Annotated in this window: 19 protein-coding genes and 1 riboswitch; of the genes, 5 read left to right on the forward strand and 14 right to left on the reverse strand. The window is 75.2% G+C overall.

The annotated features are described in order from the left end of the window. Positions 1-4: 4 nt before the first annotated feature. From AB4Y76_RS00345 to AB4Y76_RS00365, 5 genes are all read right to left on the reverse strand, one after another. A complete protein-coding gene (locus AB4Y76_RS00345; protein WP_441921308.1) occupies positions 5-388 on the reverse strand; it encodes a type II toxin-antitoxin system VapC family toxin in 384 nt (127 codons plus the stop codon). Beyond that, positions 385-636, reverse strand: coding sequence for a type II toxin-antitoxin system Phd/YefM family antitoxin (locus AB4Y76_RS00350; protein ID WP_441921310.1), 252 nt, complete (start codon positions 634-636; stop codon positions 385-387). The genes AB4Y76_RS00345 and AB4Y76_RS00350 overlap by 4 nt, the downstream gene beginning before the upstream one ends. A 78-nt stretch (positions 637-714) precedes the next feature. Then, entirely contained in the window at positions 715-3567 is a 2853-nt protein-coding gene (locus AB4Y76_RS00355) for a helix-turn-helix transcriptional regulator (RefSeq protein ID WP_441921312.1), read from the reverse strand. A 59-nt stretch (positions 3568-3626) separates the two neighbouring features. Beyond that, on the reverse strand, positions 3627-3842 hold the full coding sequence (locus AB4Y76_RS00360) for a hypothetical protein (protein ID WP_441921314.1): 216 nt from the start codon (positions 3840-3842) through the stop codon (positions 3627-3629). 126 nt (positions 3843-3968) lie between these two features. Continuing rightward, positions 3969-4790 carry an MBL fold metallo-hydrolase gene (locus tag AB4Y76_RS00365; RefSeq protein WP_441921316.1) on the reverse strand — a complete coding sequence of 274 codons (822 nt, stop codon included), beginning with the start codon at positions 4788-4790 and terminating at the stop codon, positions 3969-3971. 39 nt (positions 4791-4829) lie between these two features. Between AB4Y76_RS00365 and AB4Y76_RS00370 the strand changes: the two genes are divergently transcribed. From AB4Y76_RS00370 to AB4Y76_RS00380, 3 genes are read left to right on the forward strand one after another with little or no spacing between them, the layout of a single operon-like run. Further along, positions 4830-5591, forward strand: coding sequence for an SURF1 family protein (locus AB4Y76_RS00370; protein WP_441921769.1), 762 nt, complete (start codon positions 4830-4832; stop codon positions 5589-5591). Further along, positions 5588-7102, forward strand: coding sequence for a cobyric acid synthase (locus AB4Y76_RS00375; protein WP_441921318.1), 1515 nt, complete (start codon positions 5588-5590; stop codon positions 7100-7102). The genes AB4Y76_RS00370 and AB4Y76_RS00375 overlap by 4 nt, the downstream gene beginning before the upstream one ends. Beyond that, a complete protein-coding gene (locus AB4Y76_RS00380) occupies positions 7099-7839 on the forward strand; it encodes a cobalt-precorrin-6A reductase (RefSeq protein ID WP_441921320.1) in 741 nt (246 codons plus the stop codon). The genes AB4Y76_RS00375 and AB4Y76_RS00380 overlap by 4 nt, the downstream gene beginning before the upstream one ends. On the opposite strand, the gene AB4Y76_RS00385 is transcribed toward AB4Y76_RS00380, so the two are convergent. The 8 genes from AB4Y76_RS00385 to AB4Y76_RS00420 form a co-directional block, all read right to left on the reverse strand. Continuing rightward, positions 7793-8734 carry a cobalamin biosynthesis protein gene (locus AB4Y76_RS00385; protein ID WP_441921322.1) on the reverse strand — a complete coding sequence of 314 codons (942 nt, stop codon included), beginning with the start codon at positions 8732-8734 and terminating at the stop codon, positions 7793-7795. The genes AB4Y76_RS00380 and AB4Y76_RS00385 overlap by 47 nt on opposite strands. A 38-nt stretch (positions 8735-8772) precedes the next feature. After that, positions 8773-9276: a bifunctional adenosylcobinamide kinase/adenosylcobinamide-phosphate guanylyltransferase gene (locus AB4Y76_RS00390; protein WP_441921324.1), complete on the reverse strand. Its 504-nt coding sequence runs from the start codon at positions 9274-9276 to the stop codon at positions 8773-8775. Positions 9277-9279: 3 nt separating this feature from the next. After that, positions 9280-10362, reverse strand: coding sequence for a nicotinate-nucleotide--dimethylbenzimidazole phosphoribosyltransferase (gene cobT / locus AB4Y76_RS00395; RefSeq protein WP_441921326.1), 1083 nt, complete (start codon positions 10360-10362; stop codon positions 9280-9282). Further along, positions 10359-11141 (reverse strand): CbtA family protein, encoded by a 783-nt coding sequence (locus tag AB4Y76_RS00400; RefSeq protein ID WP_441921328.1) that lies wholly within the window; start codon positions 11139-11141, stop codon positions 10359-10361. The genes cobT and AB4Y76_RS00400 overlap by 4 nt, the downstream gene beginning before the upstream one ends. A 77-nt stretch (positions 11142-11218) precedes the next feature. Then, on the reverse strand, positions 11219-11437 hold the full coding sequence (locus tag AB4Y76_RS00405; RefSeq protein WP_441921329.1) for a CbtB domain-containing protein: 219 nt from the start codon (positions 11435-11437) through the stop codon (positions 11219-11221). 178 nt (positions 11438-11615) lie between these two features. Then, on the reverse strand, positions 11616-14207 hold the full coding sequence (locus AB4Y76_RS00410) for a cobyrinate a,c-diamide synthase (protein ID WP_441921331.1): 2592 nt from the start codon (positions 14205-14207) through the stop codon (positions 11616-11618). Positions 14208-14214: 7 nt separating this feature from the next. Next, positions 14215-14829 (reverse strand): cob(I)yrinic acid a,c-diamide adenosyltransferase, encoded by a 615-nt coding sequence (gene cobO / locus AB4Y76_RS00415; RefSeq protein WP_441921333.1) that lies wholly within the window; start codon positions 14827-14829, stop codon positions 14215-14217. Beyond that, the gene (locus AB4Y76_RS00420; protein ID WP_441921335.1) at positions 14829-16865 is read right to left on the reverse strand and encodes a VWA domain-containing protein; all 2037 of its coding nucleotides are present in this window, start codon (positions 16863-16865) and stop codon (positions 14829-14831) included. The genes cobO and AB4Y76_RS00420 overlap by 1 nt, the downstream gene beginning before the upstream one ends. Positions 16866-16951: 86 nt before the next feature. Continuing rightward, a riboswitch (cobalamin riboswitch) is annotated at positions 16952-17099 on the reverse strand. A gap of 34 nt (positions 17100-17133) precedes the next feature. Here AB4Y76_RS00420 and cbiE point away from each other — a divergent pair. Next, positions 17134-18348, forward strand: a complete 1215-nt coding sequence (cbiE, locus tag AB4Y76_RS00425) for a precorrin-6y C5,15-methyltransferase (decarboxylating) subunit CbiE (RefSeq protein WP_441921337.1) — start codon at positions 17134-17136, stop codon at positions 18346-18348. Continuing rightward, positions 18345-19100, forward strand: coding sequence for a precorrin-4 C(11)-methyltransferase (cobM, locus tag AB4Y76_RS00430; RefSeq protein WP_441921339.1), 756 nt, complete (start codon positions 18345-18347; stop codon positions 19098-19100). The genes cbiE and cobM overlap by 4 nt, the downstream gene beginning before the upstream one ends. A 5-nt stretch (positions 19101-19105) precedes the next feature. Here cobM and AB4Y76_RS00435 read toward each other — a convergent pair whose 3' ends face one another. Continuing rightward, positions 19106-19417, reverse strand: a complete 312-nt coding sequence (locus AB4Y76_RS00435; RefSeq protein WP_441921341.1) for a hypothetical protein — start codon at positions 19415-19417, stop codon at positions 19106-19108. Between the last annotated feature and the right edge of the window lie 33 nt (positions 19418-19450).

Here is a 19450-nt window from a genome sequence, read left to right on the forward strand (position 1 = left end):
GCTCCTAGGCAGTGGCGTCGATGAGCCAAGGCTGGTCGAGGGCGAGAAGGCGTCGGTCAGCCGTCAGGAAGTCCAGCCCCTCGACCCGGGCCTGCGCGAGCAGCATGCGATCGAACGGGTCGTGCCCGACCAGCGTCGGGAATTGGCTGAGGCCGGCGGCGTGGAGCTCGGTGTACGGCAGCGGGTCGAGCCCGGCCGCCACCAGGTGCGCCGGCAGGTCGTCGGGGAGGTGGAGCCTGCCCTTCATCTGCTTGACGATGAACTCGACGTGGGTGATCGACGAGACGAACCGAGCCGTCGCCGACTCGAGCCGTCTGCGCGCGGAGCGTCCCAGGCGATCGCTGCCCATCAAGCCCCAGTAGACGGCGTTGGTGTCGAGGAGGATCACAGCAGGAGGTCCTCGTCGTCGAACATCTCGGCGATCTCGGTGTCCGTCTCCGTGAAGATATCGGGATCGTCGGACCAGATCAGGCCCTTCAGCGCGCCGAAGACGAAGTCCGCCTTCGGCTTCACCGCGGTCAGCTCCGCCACCGGCTTCCCGGCGCGCGCGATCACGATCGTCTCGCCCTGCTCGACCCGCTCGAGCAGCTTGGAGAGGTGCGTCTTCGCCTCGTGCACGTTGACCATCGCCGTCATCGGACCAGGATACGACTTAGTCGGACTTAGTCCACAGGGTTGTGCACAGCTGTGGACGACGGCGCGGCGCGGCTCCGGCTAGATCACGCCCTCGCGGCGGGCGACCGCCGCCGCCTCGGTGCGGTTGGCGGCACCGAGCTTCGTGATGATCCGGGAGACGTGGACGCTCGCGGTCTTCGGCGACATGAAGAGCTCGGTGGCGATCTGCGCGTTGGTGCGGCCCTCGGCGAGCAGCCGCAGCACCTCGTCCTCGCGGGCAGTCAGTCCGGTGGTCGCCGTCGCGCCCGTCCGGCCGCCGCCGAAGCGGCCGCGCAGCCGGGTGGCCCGGGCCACCAGCGGGCCCGCGCCCAGGTCGGTGGCGACGGCCAGGCCGGTGTCGAGGTGCGCCCGGGCGGCGTCGCGGTCGCTGCGGGCCAGCCCTTCGGCGAGGAGCACGTGGCAGAGCGCGGCGTCGTACCGGTGGCCGATCCGCTCCCAGGCGAGGACCGCGCGCTCCATCAGCGGCACCCACTCCTCGCCCCGGAACCTGGCGACCTGGGCCTGGAGCTCTGCGTCCCACGCGTCACCGAGGCCGCCGAAGCGGTGCACCTTCGCGGCCACGTCCTCCAGCACCGCGACGTGGTCCCGGGCCGCCGGGTCGTCCCTGCCGGCCCGGCCGGCGGTGCCGTCGGCCTCGAACCGGGCCGCGTCCCGCAGCATCGGCCAGAGCACGTCGGTGACCATGCCGAGGTCGGGCTGGTCCCAGGCCTCGGCCAGCACCGCGCGCATCGCCGGCAGGTCACCGGCGGTGCCGAGGTCGTGCGCCACCACCTCGACCCGGCCCAGCCGGTGAGCCCCGTTGGGGACGTCCGGGTGGTCGAGGCTCTCCCGCCACGCCGCCGCCTCGCTCCGGCCGTTGCGCCGCTGCAGGATCGACGTCTCGCGCAGGTCGGCCGTCTTCAGGCTGTCCCCCCAGAAGGGCCGGCTGGTGCGGATCAGGTCCAGGGCGCGGTCCCACTGGCCGGTCTGCAACCAGCTGAAGGTCACGTTCTCCACGATGTGCTCCCAGAACGCGCCGATCGGTCGCGGGTCCGGGACCCGCCGCATCGCGCGCTGGGCGACCGCCTCGACCTCGTCGTGCCGGCCGCTGCAGATCAGGCACCACATCAGGTTGCCCTCGAGGCCCCAGGCGTCGAAGCTCACCACCAGACCGGGCCGGCCGAGCACCTCGGTCAGCTGGTCGGCGCCGAGCTCCACCTCGCCGCGGATCTGCGCCCGCCAGGACCCGACCGTCCAGGTGAGCAGCTCGGTGCGGAGCCAACCCTCGGCAACCGCTGCCGCCCGCGCTTCCTCGAGCACCGCGTCCCCGTGCTCGTCGTCGAACGGCAGCAGCGAGGCGAGCCCGAGCAGGCCGTCGGCGAAGAGCTCGTCGTGCGGCCCGCCGCGCAGCGCGGCCTCGAGCTCGGCGAGGTCGTCGCGGGACCGGTCGATCGCGGAGAGCCCACCCTTGGCCCGGCTGAAGGCGAGCCGCCGGGCGTCGATGGCGGCGGCGGCCGACGGGTCGTCGACGAGCTGGAGCTGGCGGTCCATGAAGGCGAACCCGTCGTCGATGAGCGAGCTCAGCCGGGCTGCCTCGACGAGTGCCTTCCGCTTGGTGACCCCGACGGCCTCGGCGTCGGCGCCCGCCTCGTCCCAGAGGTCCAGGATCCGGCGCCAGAGCGCGAACTCGTCGCCGCCGGCCCCGGTACGACGGGCCGCGGCGGTGGCCGCGCACGCCGCGACGATGGCGCGGCCGGGGTCGCCGGCGTGGTGCCAGTGGTGCGCGACCGCGAGCGTCGCCGGGTCGGCGGGCAGCGCGTCGGGGTGCGCCTCGAGCGCCTCGGCCCACCGCCGGTGCCAGGTACGCCGCGCGCCCGGCGGGATGGTCCGGTCCACGGCCGCCCGCAGCAGCGCGTGCCGGAAGCCGAGCTCGTCGCCGGCGACGTCGACGAGGATCCCGGCGTCGGCCGCCTCGCGGATCCCGGTGTCGACCTTGTCGGCCGTCTGCTCGAGCACGTCCTCGAGCAGCCGGACCCGCAGGTGGCCGTCCCCGATCGCGACGGCTTCGACCACGCGCCGCGCGCCGGCCGACAGCGAGGCGATCCGGGCGGTGCCCACGGCGGCGACCGAGGTCAGCTCCGGGCGGCCGTGACCGGCGGCGAGCTCCTCGACCGCGAAGGGCAGCCCGTCGCTCAGGTCGGCGATCCGCTGCACCACCTCGGTGCCCAGGGTGTCGTCGAGCAGTCCGGTCAGCTGGCGGTGCACGTCGGCGACGCCGAGACGGTCCAGCCCGACGACCTCGGTCGCGGGGAGCCGGCCGAGCTCGGTGAGGTAGCCGGTGGTCGCCGCCTGCCGTGCCGGATCCGCGTCGGGATCGTCGGTGCGGACGCTGGCGACGACGAGGATCGAGCCGTGCCCGGTGCGGGCGAGCAGGTTCACCAGGTCGCGGGTGGCCGCGTCGGCCCAGTGCAGGTCCTCGACGACCCAGCAGACCAGGCGGTCGCTGGCGAGCCGCTCCAGAAGTCCGAGGGAGGTGCCCATGAGCACCGGGCCGCTCGCCTCGACGTCGCCGAGCCGGCCCGGGAGCAGCGGGGCGAGCGCGGCTCCTTCCTCCTCGGTCAGCCCGGGTGCGCCCGGCTGGCGGCGGAGGTCGCGCAGCGTGTCGGCCACGACGCCGTAGGGGATCTCGCCGGTGGACATGTCGACGCCGTGGCCGGTGAGGACCAGCGCGTCGGGATGCTCCTCCCGGACCCGGCCGAGGAGCTCGGCGACCAGCCGGCTCTTGCCGATGCCGGCCTCGCCGGTGACGAGCGCCAGCAGGACCTCGCCGTCGGCAGCGGTGCGGGCTCGTGCGAGCAGGGTGCTGAGCTCACGGTCCCGGCCGACCATGACGCTGCTGCGGCTGCGCGGCATGGACCGATCGTCGCAGGTCGGCCGGACCTGCGCAGCCGATGACGGGCGCGTCACCGTCGTCAGTGGCCGAGGGCGAGCCGCGGGCCGGTGAGCGTGGCGGGGGCCGGCTCGGGGGCCGGCTCGGGGGACGGCTCCGGGGTGCGGGTGGAGCGGCGGGCGGCGCGTACCTCCCGGCGCAGGCGGCGGGCCAGCGCGCGCTGCTCGGTGGCGGCCTGGCGGTCGAGGCGGATCCGGGTGCTGACGTCGACGGCGAGCGACGGGGCGAGCATGTTCATGGTGTCCTCCGGGATGCGGCTGGTGGTGCTGACACCCGGAACACTCCGGCTAAGACGTCGCCGGCACATCCGCAGAATGCCTACACCTGCCGCCCCCGGGTCCGAGCCCGGCGCAGGCCGCTCCGCCTAGTCGGTGACGTCCGCGAGCGCGTCGAACTCGACGGCGTCGTGCGCGCAGAAGACCGTCACCGGGTCGGTCGTCCCGGCCTCCGGGCCGTGCTCGGCGTGGAAGGAACGCAGCCGGTCCTGGTTGGCGTACCGGGCCTTCTTGTCCATCTGCACGAACGTCTGGAACATCGCCAGCCCGCCGGGGCAGGTCGGCGGGGTCTCCTTCTCGCCGTGGGAGAAGTACGCGTCCCCGGCGTGCAGGAACCAGCCGCCCGACGGCCGCTTCACCGCGACGCCGCAGTGGCCGCGGGTGTGCCCGCGCAGCGGCACCAGCAGGACGTCGTCGCTGACCGCGGTGACGGCGTCGAAGCCCTTCCAGGTCTCCCCGGCGACGGTGTGCTCGACCCAGTTCGGGCCGTGCGCCCACTGCGCCTCGATGTAGCGGTTCTTCTCCTTGACCGACTTCCGGGCCTTCGCGGCGGCGAGCTCGTCGGCGAAGACGTGCACCCGGGCGGTCGGGAAGTCGCCGAGGCCGCCGGCGTGGTCCAGGTCGAGGTGCGTGACGACGATGTCGGTGACGTCCTCGACGGCGTACCCCGCCGCGCGCACCTGGGCCACCGCGGTCTCGGCCGGGTCGAGCGCCGCGCCCATGAGCGCGATGAACGGCTTGCCCATCCGCTTCTGCGCGAGGTCCTCGGTGCCGAAGCCGGTGTCCACCAGGGTGAGGCCGTTCGGCCCCTCGACCAGCAGGCAGTGCGCGACCATCCGGGCCGGGGTCAGGCCGCCGGGGGCGCGCGGGGACATGGTCACGCAGTTGAGGTGCCGGATCTGGGAGGTCACGGAAGCATCGTGACAGCCCACCCGTACGCTGGTCGAGTGATGACGCTGCTCCGGCCGCGGTACTGGCCGGGGCACCTCGCGATGCTGGTGTGCGTCGCGCTCGCCACCGGGCTCGGTCTCTGGCAGTTCGACGCCTGGCAGACCCGGCGCGACGACGCCGCCCGCGACGTCTCGAAGAACCCGGCCGTCGCGCTGGCGACGGTGATGACCGGCGACAGCCCGTTCCCCGGCCGGGACCTCGGGCGGCCTGTCACGTTCAAGGGCACCTGGATCGGCGGCAACGCCTACGTCGCCGACCGGTACGTCGAAGGCAAGCGCGGCTACTGGGTCGTCACGCCGGTCCTGGTTGACGGTGGCGACTCAGCGATGCTGGTGGTACGAGGTTGGTCGCCGAAGCCAGACGTGCCGGCCCCGACCGGGCAGGCGAAGGTCACCGGCTGGTTGCAGGCGACTGAGGGCAGCGGGCCGTTCGATGAAGACCCGACCGACGAGGTGATCCCGACGATGCGGATCGCCAGCCTCGTCGAGAAGGTCGATTCCGACCTGTACAGCGGCTACGTCGTGGCCAAGGCCTACTCGGGAGAGACGGTCGTGGAGGGCGACGCCGCGCCGCCGGACCTGGCGCTCAAGCCCGTCACCCCCGACGCCGTTCCTCCCGTCTCGGGGTTCACCGCGCTGCGGAACCTGCTTTACGCCATCGAGTGGTGGGTCTTCGCCGCCTTCGCGCTGTTCGTCTGGGTGCGCTGGTGCCGCGACACCCTCAACCCGCCGGAGGAGCCCGAGCCGGAGCCGCAGACGTGAGCGGGCTGCTCGTCGCCGGCACCACCTCGGACGCCGGCAAGTCCGTGGTCACCACCGGGCTGTGCCGAGCCGCCGTCCGCCGCGGGATCAGGGTGGCGCCGTACAAGGCGCAGAACATGTCGAACAACTCGATGGTCTGCGCCGCCGGCCCGGACTCGTGGGCGGAGATCGGCCGAGCGCAGTGGGTCCAGGCCCGGGCCGCGAAGGCCGAGCCCGAGGCCGCGATGAACCCGGTCCTGCTCAAGCCGGGCGGTGACACCCGCAGCCACGTCGTCGTGATGGGCCGGCCCGGCGGGACCGTCTCCTCGCAGGACTGGGAGTCCGGCCGCGCGCACCTGGCGAAGGCCGCCCACGACGCGTACGACGACCTCGCCGGCCGCTACGACCTGGTGATCGCCGAGGGGGCCGGCAGCCCGACCGAGATCAACCTGCGCGCCGGCGACTACGTGAACATGGGGCTGGCCCGGCACGCCGGGCTGCCGGTCGTGGTGGTCGGCGACATCGACCGCGGCGGACTCTTCGCCGCGCTGCACGGGACCGTCGCGCTGCTGGAGGCCGCCGACCAGGTGCTGGTCGCGGGCTTCGTGGCGAACAAGTTCCGCGGCGACCTCGGTCTGCTCCGGCCGGGGATCGACGAGCTCACCCGGTTGACCGGGCGGCCGACGTACGGGGTGCTGCCGTGGCACCCCGACCTCTGGCTCGACTCCGAGGACGCCCTCGACCTGGCCGGCCGGCGGGCGGTTGCCGCCGCGGGTGACGTCCCCGGAGAGGTGCTCCGCGTCGCGGTGGTGCGGCTGCCGCGGATCAGCAACTTCACCGACGTGGACGCGCTCGGCCTGGAGCCGGACGTCGACGTCACCTTCGCCGCCTCTCCCGGCGACCTCGACGGAGCCGACCTGGTGGTGCTGCCCGGCACCCGGGCGACCCTCGACGACCTCGCCTGGCTCCGCGCCCGCGGCCTCGACCGGGCGGTCGTCGCGCACGCCCGCGCGGGGAAGGCCGTGCTCGGGATCTGCGGCGGTGCGCAGATGCTGGGCGAGCTGATCGAGGACCCGGACGGTGTCGAAGGCCCGGCCGGCCGCCTCGCCGCCGGCCTGGCGCTGGTCCCGGCGCAGACCCGGTTCGGGGGCGACAAGGTGCTGCGCCTGCCCACCGGGCACGGCCTCGGCGCCGACGTCTCCGGCTACGAGATCCACCACGGCCGGTTCACCCCGGACGGCGGGACCGCCTTCCCCGGCGGTGTCCGCGCCGGCACGGCCGTCTTCGCGACGATGTGGCACGGCAGCCTGGAGAGCGACGGCTTCCGGCAGGCGTTCCTGGGCGAGGTCGCCCACGCGGTCGGCAAGGAGCGGACCTCGTCGGGGGTCGTGTTCGCCGCCCGCCGCGAGGCCCGGCTGGACCTGCTCGGCGACCTCGTCGAGGAGCACCTCGACGTGGACGCGCTCCTCGACCTCGCGGCTTCCGGCGCGCCCGCGGGTCTGCCGCTGCTGCCGCCCGGGTCGGCCCGGTGACCGTCCTCGTCCTCGGCGGCACCGCCGAGGCCCGCGCGCTCGCTGCCCTGCTGGTGGAGGACGGTGTCCCGGTCGTCTCCTCGCTCGCCGGACGCGTCGCCCGGCCGCGGCTGCCCGTCGGCGAGGTCCGCGTCGGCGGTTTCGGCGGCGTCGAGGGGCTGGCCGAGCACCTGCGCGGCGCCGGCGTCACCGCGGTGGTGGACGCGACGCACCCGTTCGCCGCCGTCATCTCCGGCAACGCGTACGCCGCCTGCACCGCGACCGCGACCCCGCTCCTCCGGCTGGAACGACCCGGCTGGTCCGGCGAACCCGGTGCCGCCCGCTGGCACTGGGTCGACGACAACGCGGCCGCCGCCGCGCTCACCGCCGAGCTCGGGAAACGTCCGTTCCTCACCGTCGGCCGCCAGGGCCTCGCCGCGTACGCCGCCCCGCTGGCCGAGCGAGCCGCCCTGGTCCGGGTCGTCGACCCGCCGGAGATCGAGGTCCCGGCGACGTGGACCGTGCTCGAGGACCGCGGGCCCTACGACCTCGCCGGCGAGGAGCGGCGGATCACCGCGCACCGGGCCGACGTGCTGGTGACCAAGGACTCCGGCGGTACCTGGACCCGGCCCAAGCTCGACGCCGCGGACCGGCTCGGGATCCCGGTCGTCGTGGTGCGCCGCCCGGCCGGACCGCACGGCGTCGAGCTGGTCAGCACTCCCGCCGACGCCGCCGCCTGGGTGCGCCGGCAAGGCTGACCGCCGTCGCCACCACTGCCGCGCCGGTCCCCACCCGGCGTGCGAGCCGGGTGGCGCGCGGGATGTCCGCTGGGGTGACCGGACGGCCGTCGCCGAGGAAGCCGCGGTCCTCGACGGTGCTGCCGTAGACGTTGGCGCCGCCCAGCCGGACCCCGAGGGCCCCGGCGAACGCGGCCTCCACCGGACCCGCGTTCGGGCTGGGGTGCTGGGCGGCGTCGCGGCGCCAGGCCCGGGCGGCGTCACCGGGCCGGTCGCCGAGGAGTACCGCGAGCGCGGCCGCGAGCCGAGCGCCCGGCAGGTTGAGCACGTCGTCGAGCCGGGCGCTCGCCCAGCCGAACCGCAGGTAGCGCGCCGACCGGTGCCCCACCATCGCGTCGAGGGTGTTGGCCGCCCGGTAGCCGAGCAGCCCCGGGGCGCCGGCGAGGGCACCGAGCAGCAGCGGCGCGACGACGGCGTCGGAGGTGTTCTCGGCGACCGACTCCACCACCGCACGGGCGACCTCGTCCGGGTCGAGACGGGTGGTGTCGCGGCCGACCAGGTGGATGAGCCGGCGGCGCGCGGCGGGCAGGTCGTGCGCCAGCAGGTCCGCGACCGCGTCGGCCTCCCGCTCCAGCGACCGGCCGCCGAGGACGGCCCAGGTGGCGGTCGCGGTGACCAGGGTGCGGGCGACCGGGCGGTGCCGGATGGCGGCCTCCGCGGCCAGGCCGGTGACGGTCGCGCCGCCGACCAGGACGAGAGTGTGCGCGATGCCGCGGGTCCGGCGGTCGGCGTACCAGGTCTGCTCGGCGCGGGCCGCGAGCGTGCCGAAGCCGGCCACCGGGTGGAACCGCCGCGGGTCGCCGAGCAGGCGGTCGGCGGCGTACCCGAGGAGGAGACCGGCCGCGCGTGCCTTCACAGGACCGGTTTCACAGGACCGGTCTCACAGGACCGGTCTCACAGGACCAGGACCCGGCCGGCGACGACCAGGTGGACCTCGTCGCAGACCGCGGCGACGCGCTGGTTGACGGTGCCGAGCAGGTCGCGGAAGAGCCGGCCGGAGGCGTGCGCCGGGACCACGCCGAGCCCGACCTCGTTCGTGACGACGACGAGGTCGTCGGCCGCGGCCACGGCGGCGGTGAGGGCATCGAGGTCGCGGTCCGGCAGCCGCGGGTGCGGAGAGGTCCAATCCACCCGCGCCGTCACCCAGGTGCCGAGGCAGTCGGCGATCGCGGCCCCCGGGACCGCCGCGATCGCCGCGGCCAGGTCGGTGCTCTCGACCGTCGTCCAGTGCGCCGGACGGCGCTGCCGGTGTGCCGCCACCCGGGCCGTCCACTCCGGGTCCTCGGTCGTGGGCGCCGGGCCGGGAGCGAGGTAGGTGACGTGGTCCCGGTCGGCCAGCAGCTCCTCGGCGTGCCGGGACTTGCCGGACCGGACGCCGCCGGTGACCAGGACCCGCACGTCTCAGAGCTGGAGCTCGGAGAGCAGCGCGACGTCGCGGAGCAGCGCGGCCGCGGACCGCACGACCGGGACGGCTGCGACCGCGCCGCTGCCCTCGCCGAGCCGCATCCCCAGGTCGAGGAGCGGGACCAGGCCGAGCTTGTCGAGCGCCAACGACTGCGCCGGTTCGGTGGACCGGTGGCCGGCCGCGAACCACGCCGCCGCCCCGGGCTCCAGCAGGTCGGCCACCAGCGCGCAGGCCACCGCGATCACGCCGTCGAGCAGCACCGGCACCCCGGCCCGTGCGGCGGCGGCGAGGTACCCGGCCGACGCTGCCAGGTCGGCGCCACCGAGCGCGGCGAGCAGGCCAACGGGGTCACCGGCGGGGTCGCCGGCAGGGTCCCCGTCGCGGACCCGGTCGCTGACCCGGTCGAGCGCCTGCTGGATCAGCTCCTGCTTCGCGACCAGCGCGACGTCGTCGATCCCGGTGCCACGGCCGGTGAGCTCGGCGGCCGGCAGGCCCAGCACCGCGGCGATCAGCGCGGTCGCCGGGGTGGTGTTCCCGATCCCCATGTCGCCGCTGATCAACAGCTCGGCGCCGGCCGCGATCTCCTCGGCCGCGACGGTCGCCCCGGCCTCGATCGCCTGCTCGGCCTCGGCGCGGGTCAGCGCGTCGCGCAGGTGCAGCGGCTCGCTGGAGCGGCGTACCTTGAACCGGCCGACCTCTGGGCCGACCCCGTCCAGGTCGTCGTCGACGGCGAGGTCGAGCACCCGGACCCGGACGCCGTGGGCCGCGGCCAGCGCGGAGACCCCGGCGCGACCGGCGAGGAAGGTGCGGACCATCGCCGGCGTGACCGCCGCCGGGTACGCCGAGACCCCGTAGTCGGCGACGCCGTGGTCGCCGGCGAAGATCACCGCGTGCACCCGCTGCGGGACCGCCGGCGGGCACTGGCCCTGTACGGCGGCCAGCCAGACGCCGAGCTCGCCGAGCCGGCCCAGCGCGCCGGCCGGGGTGGCCAGGCCGGCGAGCCGCTCGGCCGCCGCGGTGCGGGCCTCGGCGCTCGGCGGCGTCAGCGCGCTCCGCCGGTCAACCGCCCGGCCGCTCACAGGCTCGCCGCCAGCTCACGCCGGGCGTTCGCGACCGCGACCTGAGTCTCGGTGCGGCCCACCAGGCCGACCAGCACGAGCCCGAGCACGCCCCACAGGGTGGCGAGCGTGGTGATCGAGGCGCGCCGGAACTCCCAGAGCGTCGCCGCCGGGAAGTCGCCGATCTCGTTCACCGCCGGCATCAGTGCGGCGGTGACCGCGACGACGAGCAGGTAGCCGCCGGCGGTGACCAGCACCGTCCGGTAGGTGCCCAGCGCGGGGAGCAGCCGGGACGCGACCACGGTGGCGACGACCGCGGCCAGCACCGAGATCGCCAGGAAGGTGAAGTAGACGCCGGTGCGGTGCCCGATCGTCTCGGCGTTGCCGACCGCCGGCGGGGTCGCCGGGTACTTCAGGAACGGCACCAGCGCGACCGCGACGAAGCCGACCAGCGCGACCAGCGCGGTGGTCTGCCCGATGCGCGCGCGGCCGAAGCGGCCCGCGGCGGCAGCCGCGGCCAGCCCGACCAGCCCACCGAGGGCGGTGCCGATCGCGAGCGTGCCGGTGAGCAGGCCCCAGGTGGACTGGTTCTGCCGGGAGACGACGGTCTCGTCCGCGTCGTGGTGGTGGTCAGCGGGTCCGCCGGCGTCGTGGGTGTGACCGGCCGCGCCGCCGGCCTCCTCCAGCGCGATCGCCGCGTCGACCGGCGGCTCGCCGATCTGGTGCGCGACGAGGAAGGCGGCGAACCCCGCCAGGAGTCCGGCCAGGAGGCCGTGGATCAGGAAAGTACGGGCGTTCACAGGAGTCCTCGGGTACGACGGGACGCGCGCGGGCCCGACGGCCCGCACGGTCGGATGGCTCGGACGGCTCGGACGGCTCAGTGGCAGGGGTAGCCGAGCAGGTGGCGTCCGTCGTGGACCCACTCGTGGATCGCGGTCCCGGCCGGGATCGAGATCGCGCCCTGGTCGGCGCTGACGAAGAAGATCGTCAGCAGCGCCAGCAGACCGAACATCGCCAGCCAGGGAAGAAGCTCGCGGAGCGGGATCGTGGGCAGCTCGACGGGAGCGGGAACAGCGGCAGGAATGGCGGCAGCCATGGAGTCCTCCTTCGGGATGATGCGTCCCGGTTGATGGGGTTCATCCAGGCCCTCGGGTCTGACTCCGCCGCCGCAGCGTTGTTGGCTGGGCGACGTCACAGTAGCGCGACTGTGCCGGAATCCCACCGGCTTCCTCGTACCTGGTGAGTGCATCGTAGGGGGTCCGGAGGGTGTCGCGTCAATCGGTCCGTGCCGTGGCCGCGGTCTCACCGGTCCGGGCGCCCCGGACGTCGTCGAGGGCGGCGAGCAGTGCGTCGGTGACCGCCGGCGAGCGGACCGCGATCCGCGCCCAACGGTCGTCGAGGCCCGGGAACGTGTCGGCCCGGCGGAGCGCGAATCCCCTTGCCCGTAAGGCGATCCGGGTTCCTTCGCCGATCTCCGCCAGCACGAACGGCGCCCGCGACCCCGCCACCTGGCGGACACCTCGACGGTCGAGCCCGGCGACCAGGTGGGCCCGGTGGGTGGCGATCCTGGCGGCCCGGCGGTCCCGTTCGGCGAGCGCCTGCGGGGTGCTGCAGGCGACCAGCGCGGCGACCGCCTGCGCCGAGACCGACCACGGCGTCTGCTGCCGGGCCAGGGCCGCGACCGTCTCCGCGTCGCCGAGCAGGTACCCGGCCCGCACCCCCGGCACCGACCAGATCTTGGTGAGGCTCCGGACCACCAGCAGGCCGTTCTCGTGGTCGTGGGCCAGCGTCTCGGCGCCGTCGTCGTCGAAGGCCTCGTCGACGACCAGCAGTCGGCCGGGAGCGAGCAGCGCCCGCAGCGTGGCCGCCGGGTGCAGCACGCCCGTGGGGTTGGTCGGGTTCCCGACCACGACGAGGTCCGCGTCCGCGGGGACCCGCCGCGCGTCCAGGACGAAGTCCTCCTCGGCAGTGAGGATCACGTGGTGCGGCCGGTGGCCGGCCTCGCGCAGTGCGACGTCCGGCTCGGTGAACTGCGGGTGCACCACCACCGGCCGCCGCCACGGCCGCAGCCGGGCGACCAGACCGAAGGCCTCGGCCGCACCGGCCGTCGGGAGCACCTGGTCGGCGCGACGGCCGTGCTGCCCGGCCAGCGCCTCCCGGGCCGGCGCCGGGTCCGGGTAGCGGCCGAGGTCCGCGCCGGCGAGCGCGTCGTCGAGCCAGGCCGGCCGCGGTTCGTCGTACACGTTGACGGCGAGGTCGACCAGGCCCGGCCCGGTCTCCCGGTCGCCGTGGTGGCGCAGCGGCTCCGCCGGCAGGCATGCGAATGTCGCGGGCGGGACGGGTGCGAGCCCCACCGGCACCACGCGCGACCTTTGCATGCCGGGGTGCATGCCGGGGTGCATGCCGGGGTGCGGCTCGGCGCGCGCGGCGGCGGCGGCGAACCGGGCGGCGAGGTGCGGGTAGCCGGCCCAGTGGGTGTGCAGGTACGACGCGTGCAGGGTCGGCGTACCGGTGCCTTCGTGGCCTCCCGGGCCGAGGTCCCAGGCCGGGCTCGTGGGAGGGTCGAGCAGCCGGGTGCGGTGGAACTCGTGGCCGTGGACGATCTCCCCGGCGCGGGTGAGCAGCGAGTCCGCGACGGCGGTGGCGGACCGGTAGGCCAGCGTCAGCCGCGGGGCCATCGCGGCGTGCGCGTCCAGGGCGCCGACCATCGGCGCGCCGTCGACGCCTGCGCACAGGTAGAGCAGGCCCGCGCACTCGGCCACGGTCGGCAGGCCGCCCGCCACCGCGTCCCGGATCTGCGCGCGCAGGGTGCCGTTGCCGGCCAGCTCGGTGGCGTGCACCTCGGGGAAGCCGCCGCCGAGGTAGAGCCCCTGGGTGCCGTCCGGCAGGGCGGCGTCGGTGGTCGGGTCGAACGGGACGACCTCGCAGCCGGCCGCGGCGAGCAGCTCGGTCGTCTCGGCGTACCGGAAGGTGAAGGCGCGACCGTCGGCGACCGCGATCCGGGGGCGGGCCTGCAGTACGAAACTGTCGCTTCCAGCCTGATGCATCGGGTCGGAAGCGACAGTTTCCCAAGGGAAGAGGGGATTCCGCAGCGCCGCGACCGGGTCCCAGGCCGCCCCAGCAAGCTCCGGAGCCCGCTGCGCCAGCCGGAGCACCGCGTCCAGGTCGACGCGTTCGGCCACCTGGGCGGCGAGCCGGTCCAGCGCGGCGGCGGCGTCGGCGCGTTCGGCCGCCGGCACCAGGCCGAGGTGGCGCGAGGGGGCGGCGATCCCGTCGTCGCGGTGCAGCACGCCGAGGACGGCGACGCGGTCGCCGAGGGTCTGCTCCAGCGTCCGGCGGACCTCGTCGGCGTGCCGGACCGAGCCTGCCTTGTTGAGCACGACGCCGACGACGTCGACGTCGTCGCTCGTCCTGAGGTGCGAGCCTGCGAGCCTCGAAGGGAAGGTCGCCATCCCGTGCACCGTCGCGGCGATCGAGCGGGAGGCGTGCGAGATGTCGACGACCAGGACCACGGGGCTCCGGGTCACGGCGGCGACGTGCGCGGTGGAGGCGAACCCGTCCCCGCCGAGCTTGCCGTCGTACAGGCCCATCACGCCCTCGACCACGGCCAGGTCCGCACCCGCCGCGCCGTGCAGCAGCAACGGGACCAGCAGGTCCTCACCGACCAGGTGCGGGTCCAGGTTGCGGCCCGGCCGGCCGGTGGCGAGAGCGTGGTAGCCGGGGTCGATGTAGTCCGGGCCGACCTTGTGGCCGCTGACCACGTGCCCGGTACGGCGCAGCGCGGCCATCAGCCCGGTCGCCACCGTGGTCTTGCCGTGCCCGGAGGCCGGCGCGCCGATCACCAGGCGCGGGAGCGCGGTACTCATGCCTGGCCTACCACTCGATCCCGCGCTGGCCCTTCTGGCCCGCGTCCATCGGGTGCTTCACCTTGGTCATCTCGGTGACCAGGTCGGCCGCCTCCAGCAGCCGCGGGTCCGCGCGCCGGCCGGTGATCACCACGTGCTGGTGTCCGGGCCGGGCCGCCAGCGTCTCCAGGACGTCGTCGACGTCGATCCACCCCCACGCGATCGGGTAGGTGAACTCGTCGAGCAGGTACAGGTCGTGGCGTTCGGCCGCGAGCCGCCGCTTGATCTCCGCCCAGCCCTCGGCCGCCGCGACCGCGTGGTCGTCCTCGGTGCCGGCTTTGCGGGACCACGACCAGCCCGAGCCCATCTTCTGCCAGTCGACCGGTCCGCCGGCGCCGGTGCTCGCGTGCAGCGAGCCGAGCTGCTCGAAGACGGACTGCTCGCCCAGGCGCCACTTCGCCGACTTCACGAACTGGAACACCCCGAGGTCCCAGCCCTGGTTCCAGCCGCGCAGCGCGAGCCCGAACGCCGCCGTGGACTTGCCCTTCCCGTCGCCGGTGTGGACGACCAGGAGCGGCCGGTTGCGGCGCTGCCGGGTGGTGAGCCCGTCCTCGGGTACGGCGGTCGGCTGTCCCTGCGGCATCAGGCGGCCCTCCGGTCCCGGACCATGCCCGCGAGCGCGGCGGCCTCGACGTGCTCCAGCGGCAGGTGCTCGGCGCCGAGCGCGGTCGCCAGCTCCCGGCCGAGGCCGAGGCGCATCCGGCCGGACTCGCAGTCGACGACCACGGTCGCCACCCCGGTGCCGGCCAGGCCGCGCGCCGCGTGGTGGGCGCGGGCGACGGCGTCGGTGCCGGCAGTGGCCCGGCCGTCGGTCACCACGACGAGCAGCGGCCGGCGCCGCGGGTCGCGGAGCTGCTCGATCCGGAGCGTCTCGGCGGCGACGGTGAGTCCCTCGGCGAGCGGCGTCCGGCCGCCGGCGGCGAGCGCGTCGAGGCGGTGGGCGGCCACGTCGACCGACGAGGTCGGCGGCAGCACGAGACTGCCGTCGGTTCCCCGGAACGTCACCAGCCCGACTTTGTCGCGCCGGCGGTAGGCGTCCAGCAGCAGCGACAGGATCGCGGTCTTCACCGGCTCCATCCGGGTGCGCGCGGCCATCGATCCGGAGGCGTCGACGCAGAACAGCACCAGGTTCGACTCGCGACCCTCGCGGACCGCCACGCGCAGGTCCGAACCCCGCAGCGCCAGCCGGTCACCGTCGCGCTCCCGCGCCCCCTGGTACGGCGCCGCGGCCCGGATCGTCTCGACCAGGTGGATCGCCCCGCCCTTCTCGTGCGGGACCCGGGCGCCGATCCGGCGGCCCGTGCTGGTGACCGCCCGGCTCCGTCGCCCGGCCTCGCCGGTGCCGAGCCCGGAGACGGTGAGGGCGCGCGGTCGGAACGGGGTGGCGGGGGCGACTGCCTCCGCTGGTTTCGAGACAGGCGCTTGCGCGCCTTCCTCAACCAGCGGGCGATCCTCGACCCGCGGGGAATTCTCGACCAGCGGGGAATCCTCGACCAGCGGAGGATCCTCGACCCGCGGGGAATCCCCGACCCGCGGGGAATCCCCGACCAACGGGGAATCCTCGACCAGCGGGGAATCCGGTGGTTGAGGAGGGCCGTCAGGGCCCGTCTCGAAACCGCCGTCTCCCGGGCCGTCGGGGTCAGGCTCGGGGTCCGGCTCCCCCAGCACCTCGTCGAGCAGGTCCTCGTCCAGGCCCGGCGCGTCGAAAGGGTTGCGGCGCCGCCGGTGCGGGAGCGCGAGCCGGGCGGCCGCGCGGATGTCCTCGAGCTCGACGGTCGTCCGGCCGTGCCAGGCGGCGTGCGCGATCGCGGTGCGCGCGGTGACCAGGTCGGCGCGCATCCCGTCGACGTCGAAGGCCGCGCAGACCTCGGCGATGGTCAGCAGCGCGGCGTCGCCCAGGACCACCGAACCCAGCGCCTCCTGGGCGGCCCGGACCCGGTCGGTGAAGGCGCGCTCCTGGTCGGCCCACGCGGCGGTGAACGCGGCGGGGTCGGCGTCGAACGCCATCCGCCGGCGGACCACCTCGACCCGGACGGCCGGGTCGCGCGGGGCGGCCACCTCGACGGTGAGCCCGAACCGGTCGAGCAGCTGGGGGCGGAGCTCGCCCTCCTCGGGGTTCATCGTCCCGACCAGCACGAACCGGGCCGCGTGCGTCACCGAGACGCCGTCGCGCTCGACGGTCGCGCGGCCGGTGGCGGCCGCGTCCAGGAGCAGGTCGACCAGGTGGTCGTGGAGCAGGTTCACCTCGTCGACGTACAGGATCCCGCGGTGGGCGCGGGCGAGCAGCCCGGGCTCGTACTCGGCACGCCCGTCGCGGAGAGCGCGCTCCAGGTGCAGCGAGCCCAGCACCCGGTCCTCGGTCGCCCCGACCGGGAGCTCGACCAGCCGTACCGGCCGGGTCTCGGTCGCGGCGTCCGGACCGAACGGGCCGTCCGGGGAGAGCGCGTCGTCCTTGTCGCGCGGGTCGGTGGAGAACCGGTCGCCGGCGACGACGTCGATCGGCGGCAGCACCGCGGCGAGCGCGCGTACGACGGTGGACTTGGCCGTGCCCTTCTCGCCGCGGACCAGGACGCCGCCGATCTCGGGCGAGATCGTGCTCAGCGTCAACGCCAGGGTCATGTCGGTCGAACCGACGACGGCACTGAAAGGAAACTGCAGTGGCATAGGGGCTCCCGCGCTTCAGCCATGGATGTTCGTCTGCGGCGCGAGGCCGGTCTTCGGACTTCCGGAGTCGCTCTGCCAGCAGAACGCTCCGGTCACCGCAGCGGGCCCTGTGCCGGATTCTCACCGGCTTCCCTGATTCTCCCCTTCGTCCACCGGCGTGCTGCTGCCGACGACCTCCGGGGCACCTCGTGCCTGGGGGCGCCCACGATAGCGTGTCGTCCCCATGGAGCCCTTCGTCACCGTCCACGGCATCGCCGCCGACGGCTGGGATGCGCTGAATCCCCTTGCCCAGCAGGGAATTCTCGCCGCCGACGTCCTCGTCGGCGGCGCGCGGCACCTCGCGATGGTGCCCCCGGTCGACGGTCAGCTGCGGGTCGGTTGGCAGCGGCCGCTGCGGGACCACCTGCTCGACCTGCTCGCCGAGCACGCCGGCCAGGACGTCGTCGTGCTCGCCTCCGGCGACCCGCTGGTCTCCGGGGTCGGCAGCATCCTGGCCGAGCGCCTCGGCGCCGACCGCGTCCGGATCGAGCCGGCGATCTCGTCGGTGGCGCTGGCCCGGGCGCGGATGGCCTGGCCCGCCGAGACCGTCGAGGTCCTCACCCTGGTCGGCCGCGACGAGTACGCCGTCCTGCGCGCGTTGGCTCCCGGGCACCGGCTGCTGGTGCTCTGCTCCGACGGCGGCACGACGGCGTCGATCGCCGCGCTGCTCGCCGAGCACGGCTTCGGGGCGAGCCGGCTGACCGCGCTCGGCGACCTCGGTACCGCGGCGGAGTCCCGGCGTACGGAGACGGCCGCGGCCTGGTCGGGCGACACCCCGGCGCTGACCGTGCTCGCCGTGGAGTGCGTCGGCACCGGCTGGGGCTGGGCGCCCGGGCTGCCCGACGCGGCGTACGAGCACGACGGCCAGCTGACCAAGCGGGACGCCCGTGCCTCCGCGCTCGCCCGGCTCGCCCCGGGCCCGGGACAGCTGCTCTGGGACGTGGGTGCCGGCGCGGGCTCGATCGGCATCGAGTGGCTCCGGACGCATCCGACGACCGCCGCCGTCGCGGTGGAGGCGGACGGCGACCGGGCGGACCGGATCGCCCGGAACGCCCGCGCGCTGGGGGTTCCGCGGCTGCGCGTGGTCGAGGGCCGCGCGCCGGACGCGCTGGCCGGCCTGCCCGCGCCGGACGCGGTCTTCGTCGGCGGCGGCGCCACCCGGCCCGGTGTCCTCGACGCCTGCCTGGCCGCGCTGCGCACCGGCGGTCGGGTCGTCGTGCACGGCGTCACGCTGGAGACCAGCACCCTGCTCGCCACCCGGTACGCCGCCCTCGGCGGCGAGCTCACCCGGATCCAGACCGAGACCGCCGCGCCCGTCGGCGGCTTCACCGGCTGGACCCCCGCACGCGCGATCACCCAGTGGGCGTGGACGAAACCGGCTTCGGAGGAGCACTCGTGACCATCCACTTCGTGGGCGGCGGGCCCGGTGCCGCCGACCTGATCACCGTCCGTGCGGCGACCCTGCTGGCGCGCGCCGACGTCGTCGTCTACGCCGGCACCTACCTCGACGCGGACGTGCTCGGGCACTGCCGCGCGGACGTGCGCCGGGTCGACACCCAGGACCTCGACCTCGACCAGATCACCGCGGTGCTGGTCGAGGCTGCGGCTGCCGGGCAGCAGGTGGTCCGGCTCTGCTCCGGCGACCCGTCGCTGTACTCGGCGCTGGCCGAGCAGACCGCGCGGCTCGACCTGGCCGGTGTCGCCTGGGACGTCACCCCCGGGGTGCCCGCGTACGCCGCGGCCGCCGCGGTGCTCAGGTGCGAGCTGACCGTGCCGGAGGTCGCGCAGTCGGTGGTCCTCACCCGGACGCAGGCACGGTCGACGGCGATGCCGGCCGGCGAGTCACTGGCCGCGTTCGCCGCCACCGGCGCGACCCTGGCCCTGCACCTGGCCATCACCCGGATCCGCGAGCTCGCCGCCGAGCTGGTCGCCGACTACGGGCCCGACTGCCCGGTCGCTGTCGTGTACCGGGCCAGCCAGCCCGAGCAGCAGGTCCTCCGCGGCACCTTGGCCACGATCGCCGACCAGGTCGAGGCCGCGGGACTGCGGCAGGCCGCGATCATCCTGGTGGGGCGGGCGCTGGCCCGGGAAGTCGCCGCCGAGTCGTTCCTGTACGACGCGGCGCGCGACCGGGGCGCGAAGCGCCGGTAGCCAGCTCAGCGGCCGCGCCGGTGGTGGCCGTCCGGCGCCGGTCGCCGCAGCGAGCTCGTCGCCGCGACCAGGAACGCCCAGACCAGCGCCATCGCGCCGGCCCCGAGCAGCGCTCCGGTCACCGGGGCGTCGCGCCAGGACCCGACCAGCAGTCCGATCCCGGCGCCGAGGAATGCGCCCGCGGCCAGCAGCGTGAAGCTGTCGCCGCCGTAGCCGAGGTGGTGCAAGCGCTGGCGCACGGTCAGGTGCGGTTCCAGGAGCACCAGCCAGCTGAGCCCGGCGAGGACGCAGAGCACGGCGACGGCCACGGCCAGCATGTCTGTTTCCTCCCGGTTCGGCGACGCTGGGAG

The sequence above is a fragment of the Marmoricola sp. RAF53 genome (genome assembly GCF_052114005.1).
Classification (GTDB): domain Bacteria; phylum Actinomycetota; class Actinomycetes; order Propionibacteriales; family Nocardioidaceae; genus Marmoricola.

Bases quoted from the DNA above. Each gene is read 5' to 3' on its own strand.
- AB4Y76_RS00435 (WP_441921341.1), bottom strand. From the start codon at position 19,417: ATGCTGGCCGTGGCCGTCGCCGTGCTCTGCGTCCTCGCCGGGCTCAGC.
- AB4Y76_RS00355 (WP_441921312.1), bottom strand. From the start codon at position 3,567: ATGCCGCGCAGCCGCAGCAGCGTCATGGTCGGCCGGGACCGTGAGCTC.
- AB4Y76_RS00360 (WP_441921314.1), bottom strand. From the start codon at position 3,842: ATGAACATGCTCGCCCCGTCGCTCGCCGTCGACGTCAGCACCCGGATC.
- AB4Y76_RS00410 (WP_441921331.1), bottom strand. From the start codon at position 14,207: ATGAGTACCGCGCTCCCGCGCCTGGTGATCGGCGCGCCGGCCTCCGGG.
- cbiE (WP_441921337.1), top strand. From the start codon at position 17,134: ATGGAGCCCTTCGTCACCGTCCACGGCATCGCCGCCGACGGCTGGGAT.
- AB4Y76_RS00420 (WP_441921335.1), bottom strand. From the start codon at position 16,865: ATGACCCTGGCGTTGACGCTGAGCACGATCTCGCCCGAGATCGGCGGC.
- AB4Y76_RS00370 (WP_441921769.1), top strand. From the start codon at position 4,830: ATGACGCTGCTCCGGCCGCGGTACTGGCCGGGGCACCTCGCGATGCTG.
- AB4Y76_RS00405 (WP_441921329.1), bottom strand. From the start codon at position 11,437: ATGGCTGCCGCCATTCCTGCCGCTGTTCCCGCTCCCGTCGAGCTGCCC.
- cobO (WP_441921333.1), bottom strand. From the start codon at position 14,829: ATGCCGCAGGGACAGCCGACCGCCGTACCCGAGGACGGGCTCACCACC.
- AB4Y76_RS00350 (WP_441921310.1), bottom strand. From the start codon at position 636: ATGACGGCGATGGTCAACGTGCACGAGGCGAAGACGCACCTCTCCAAG.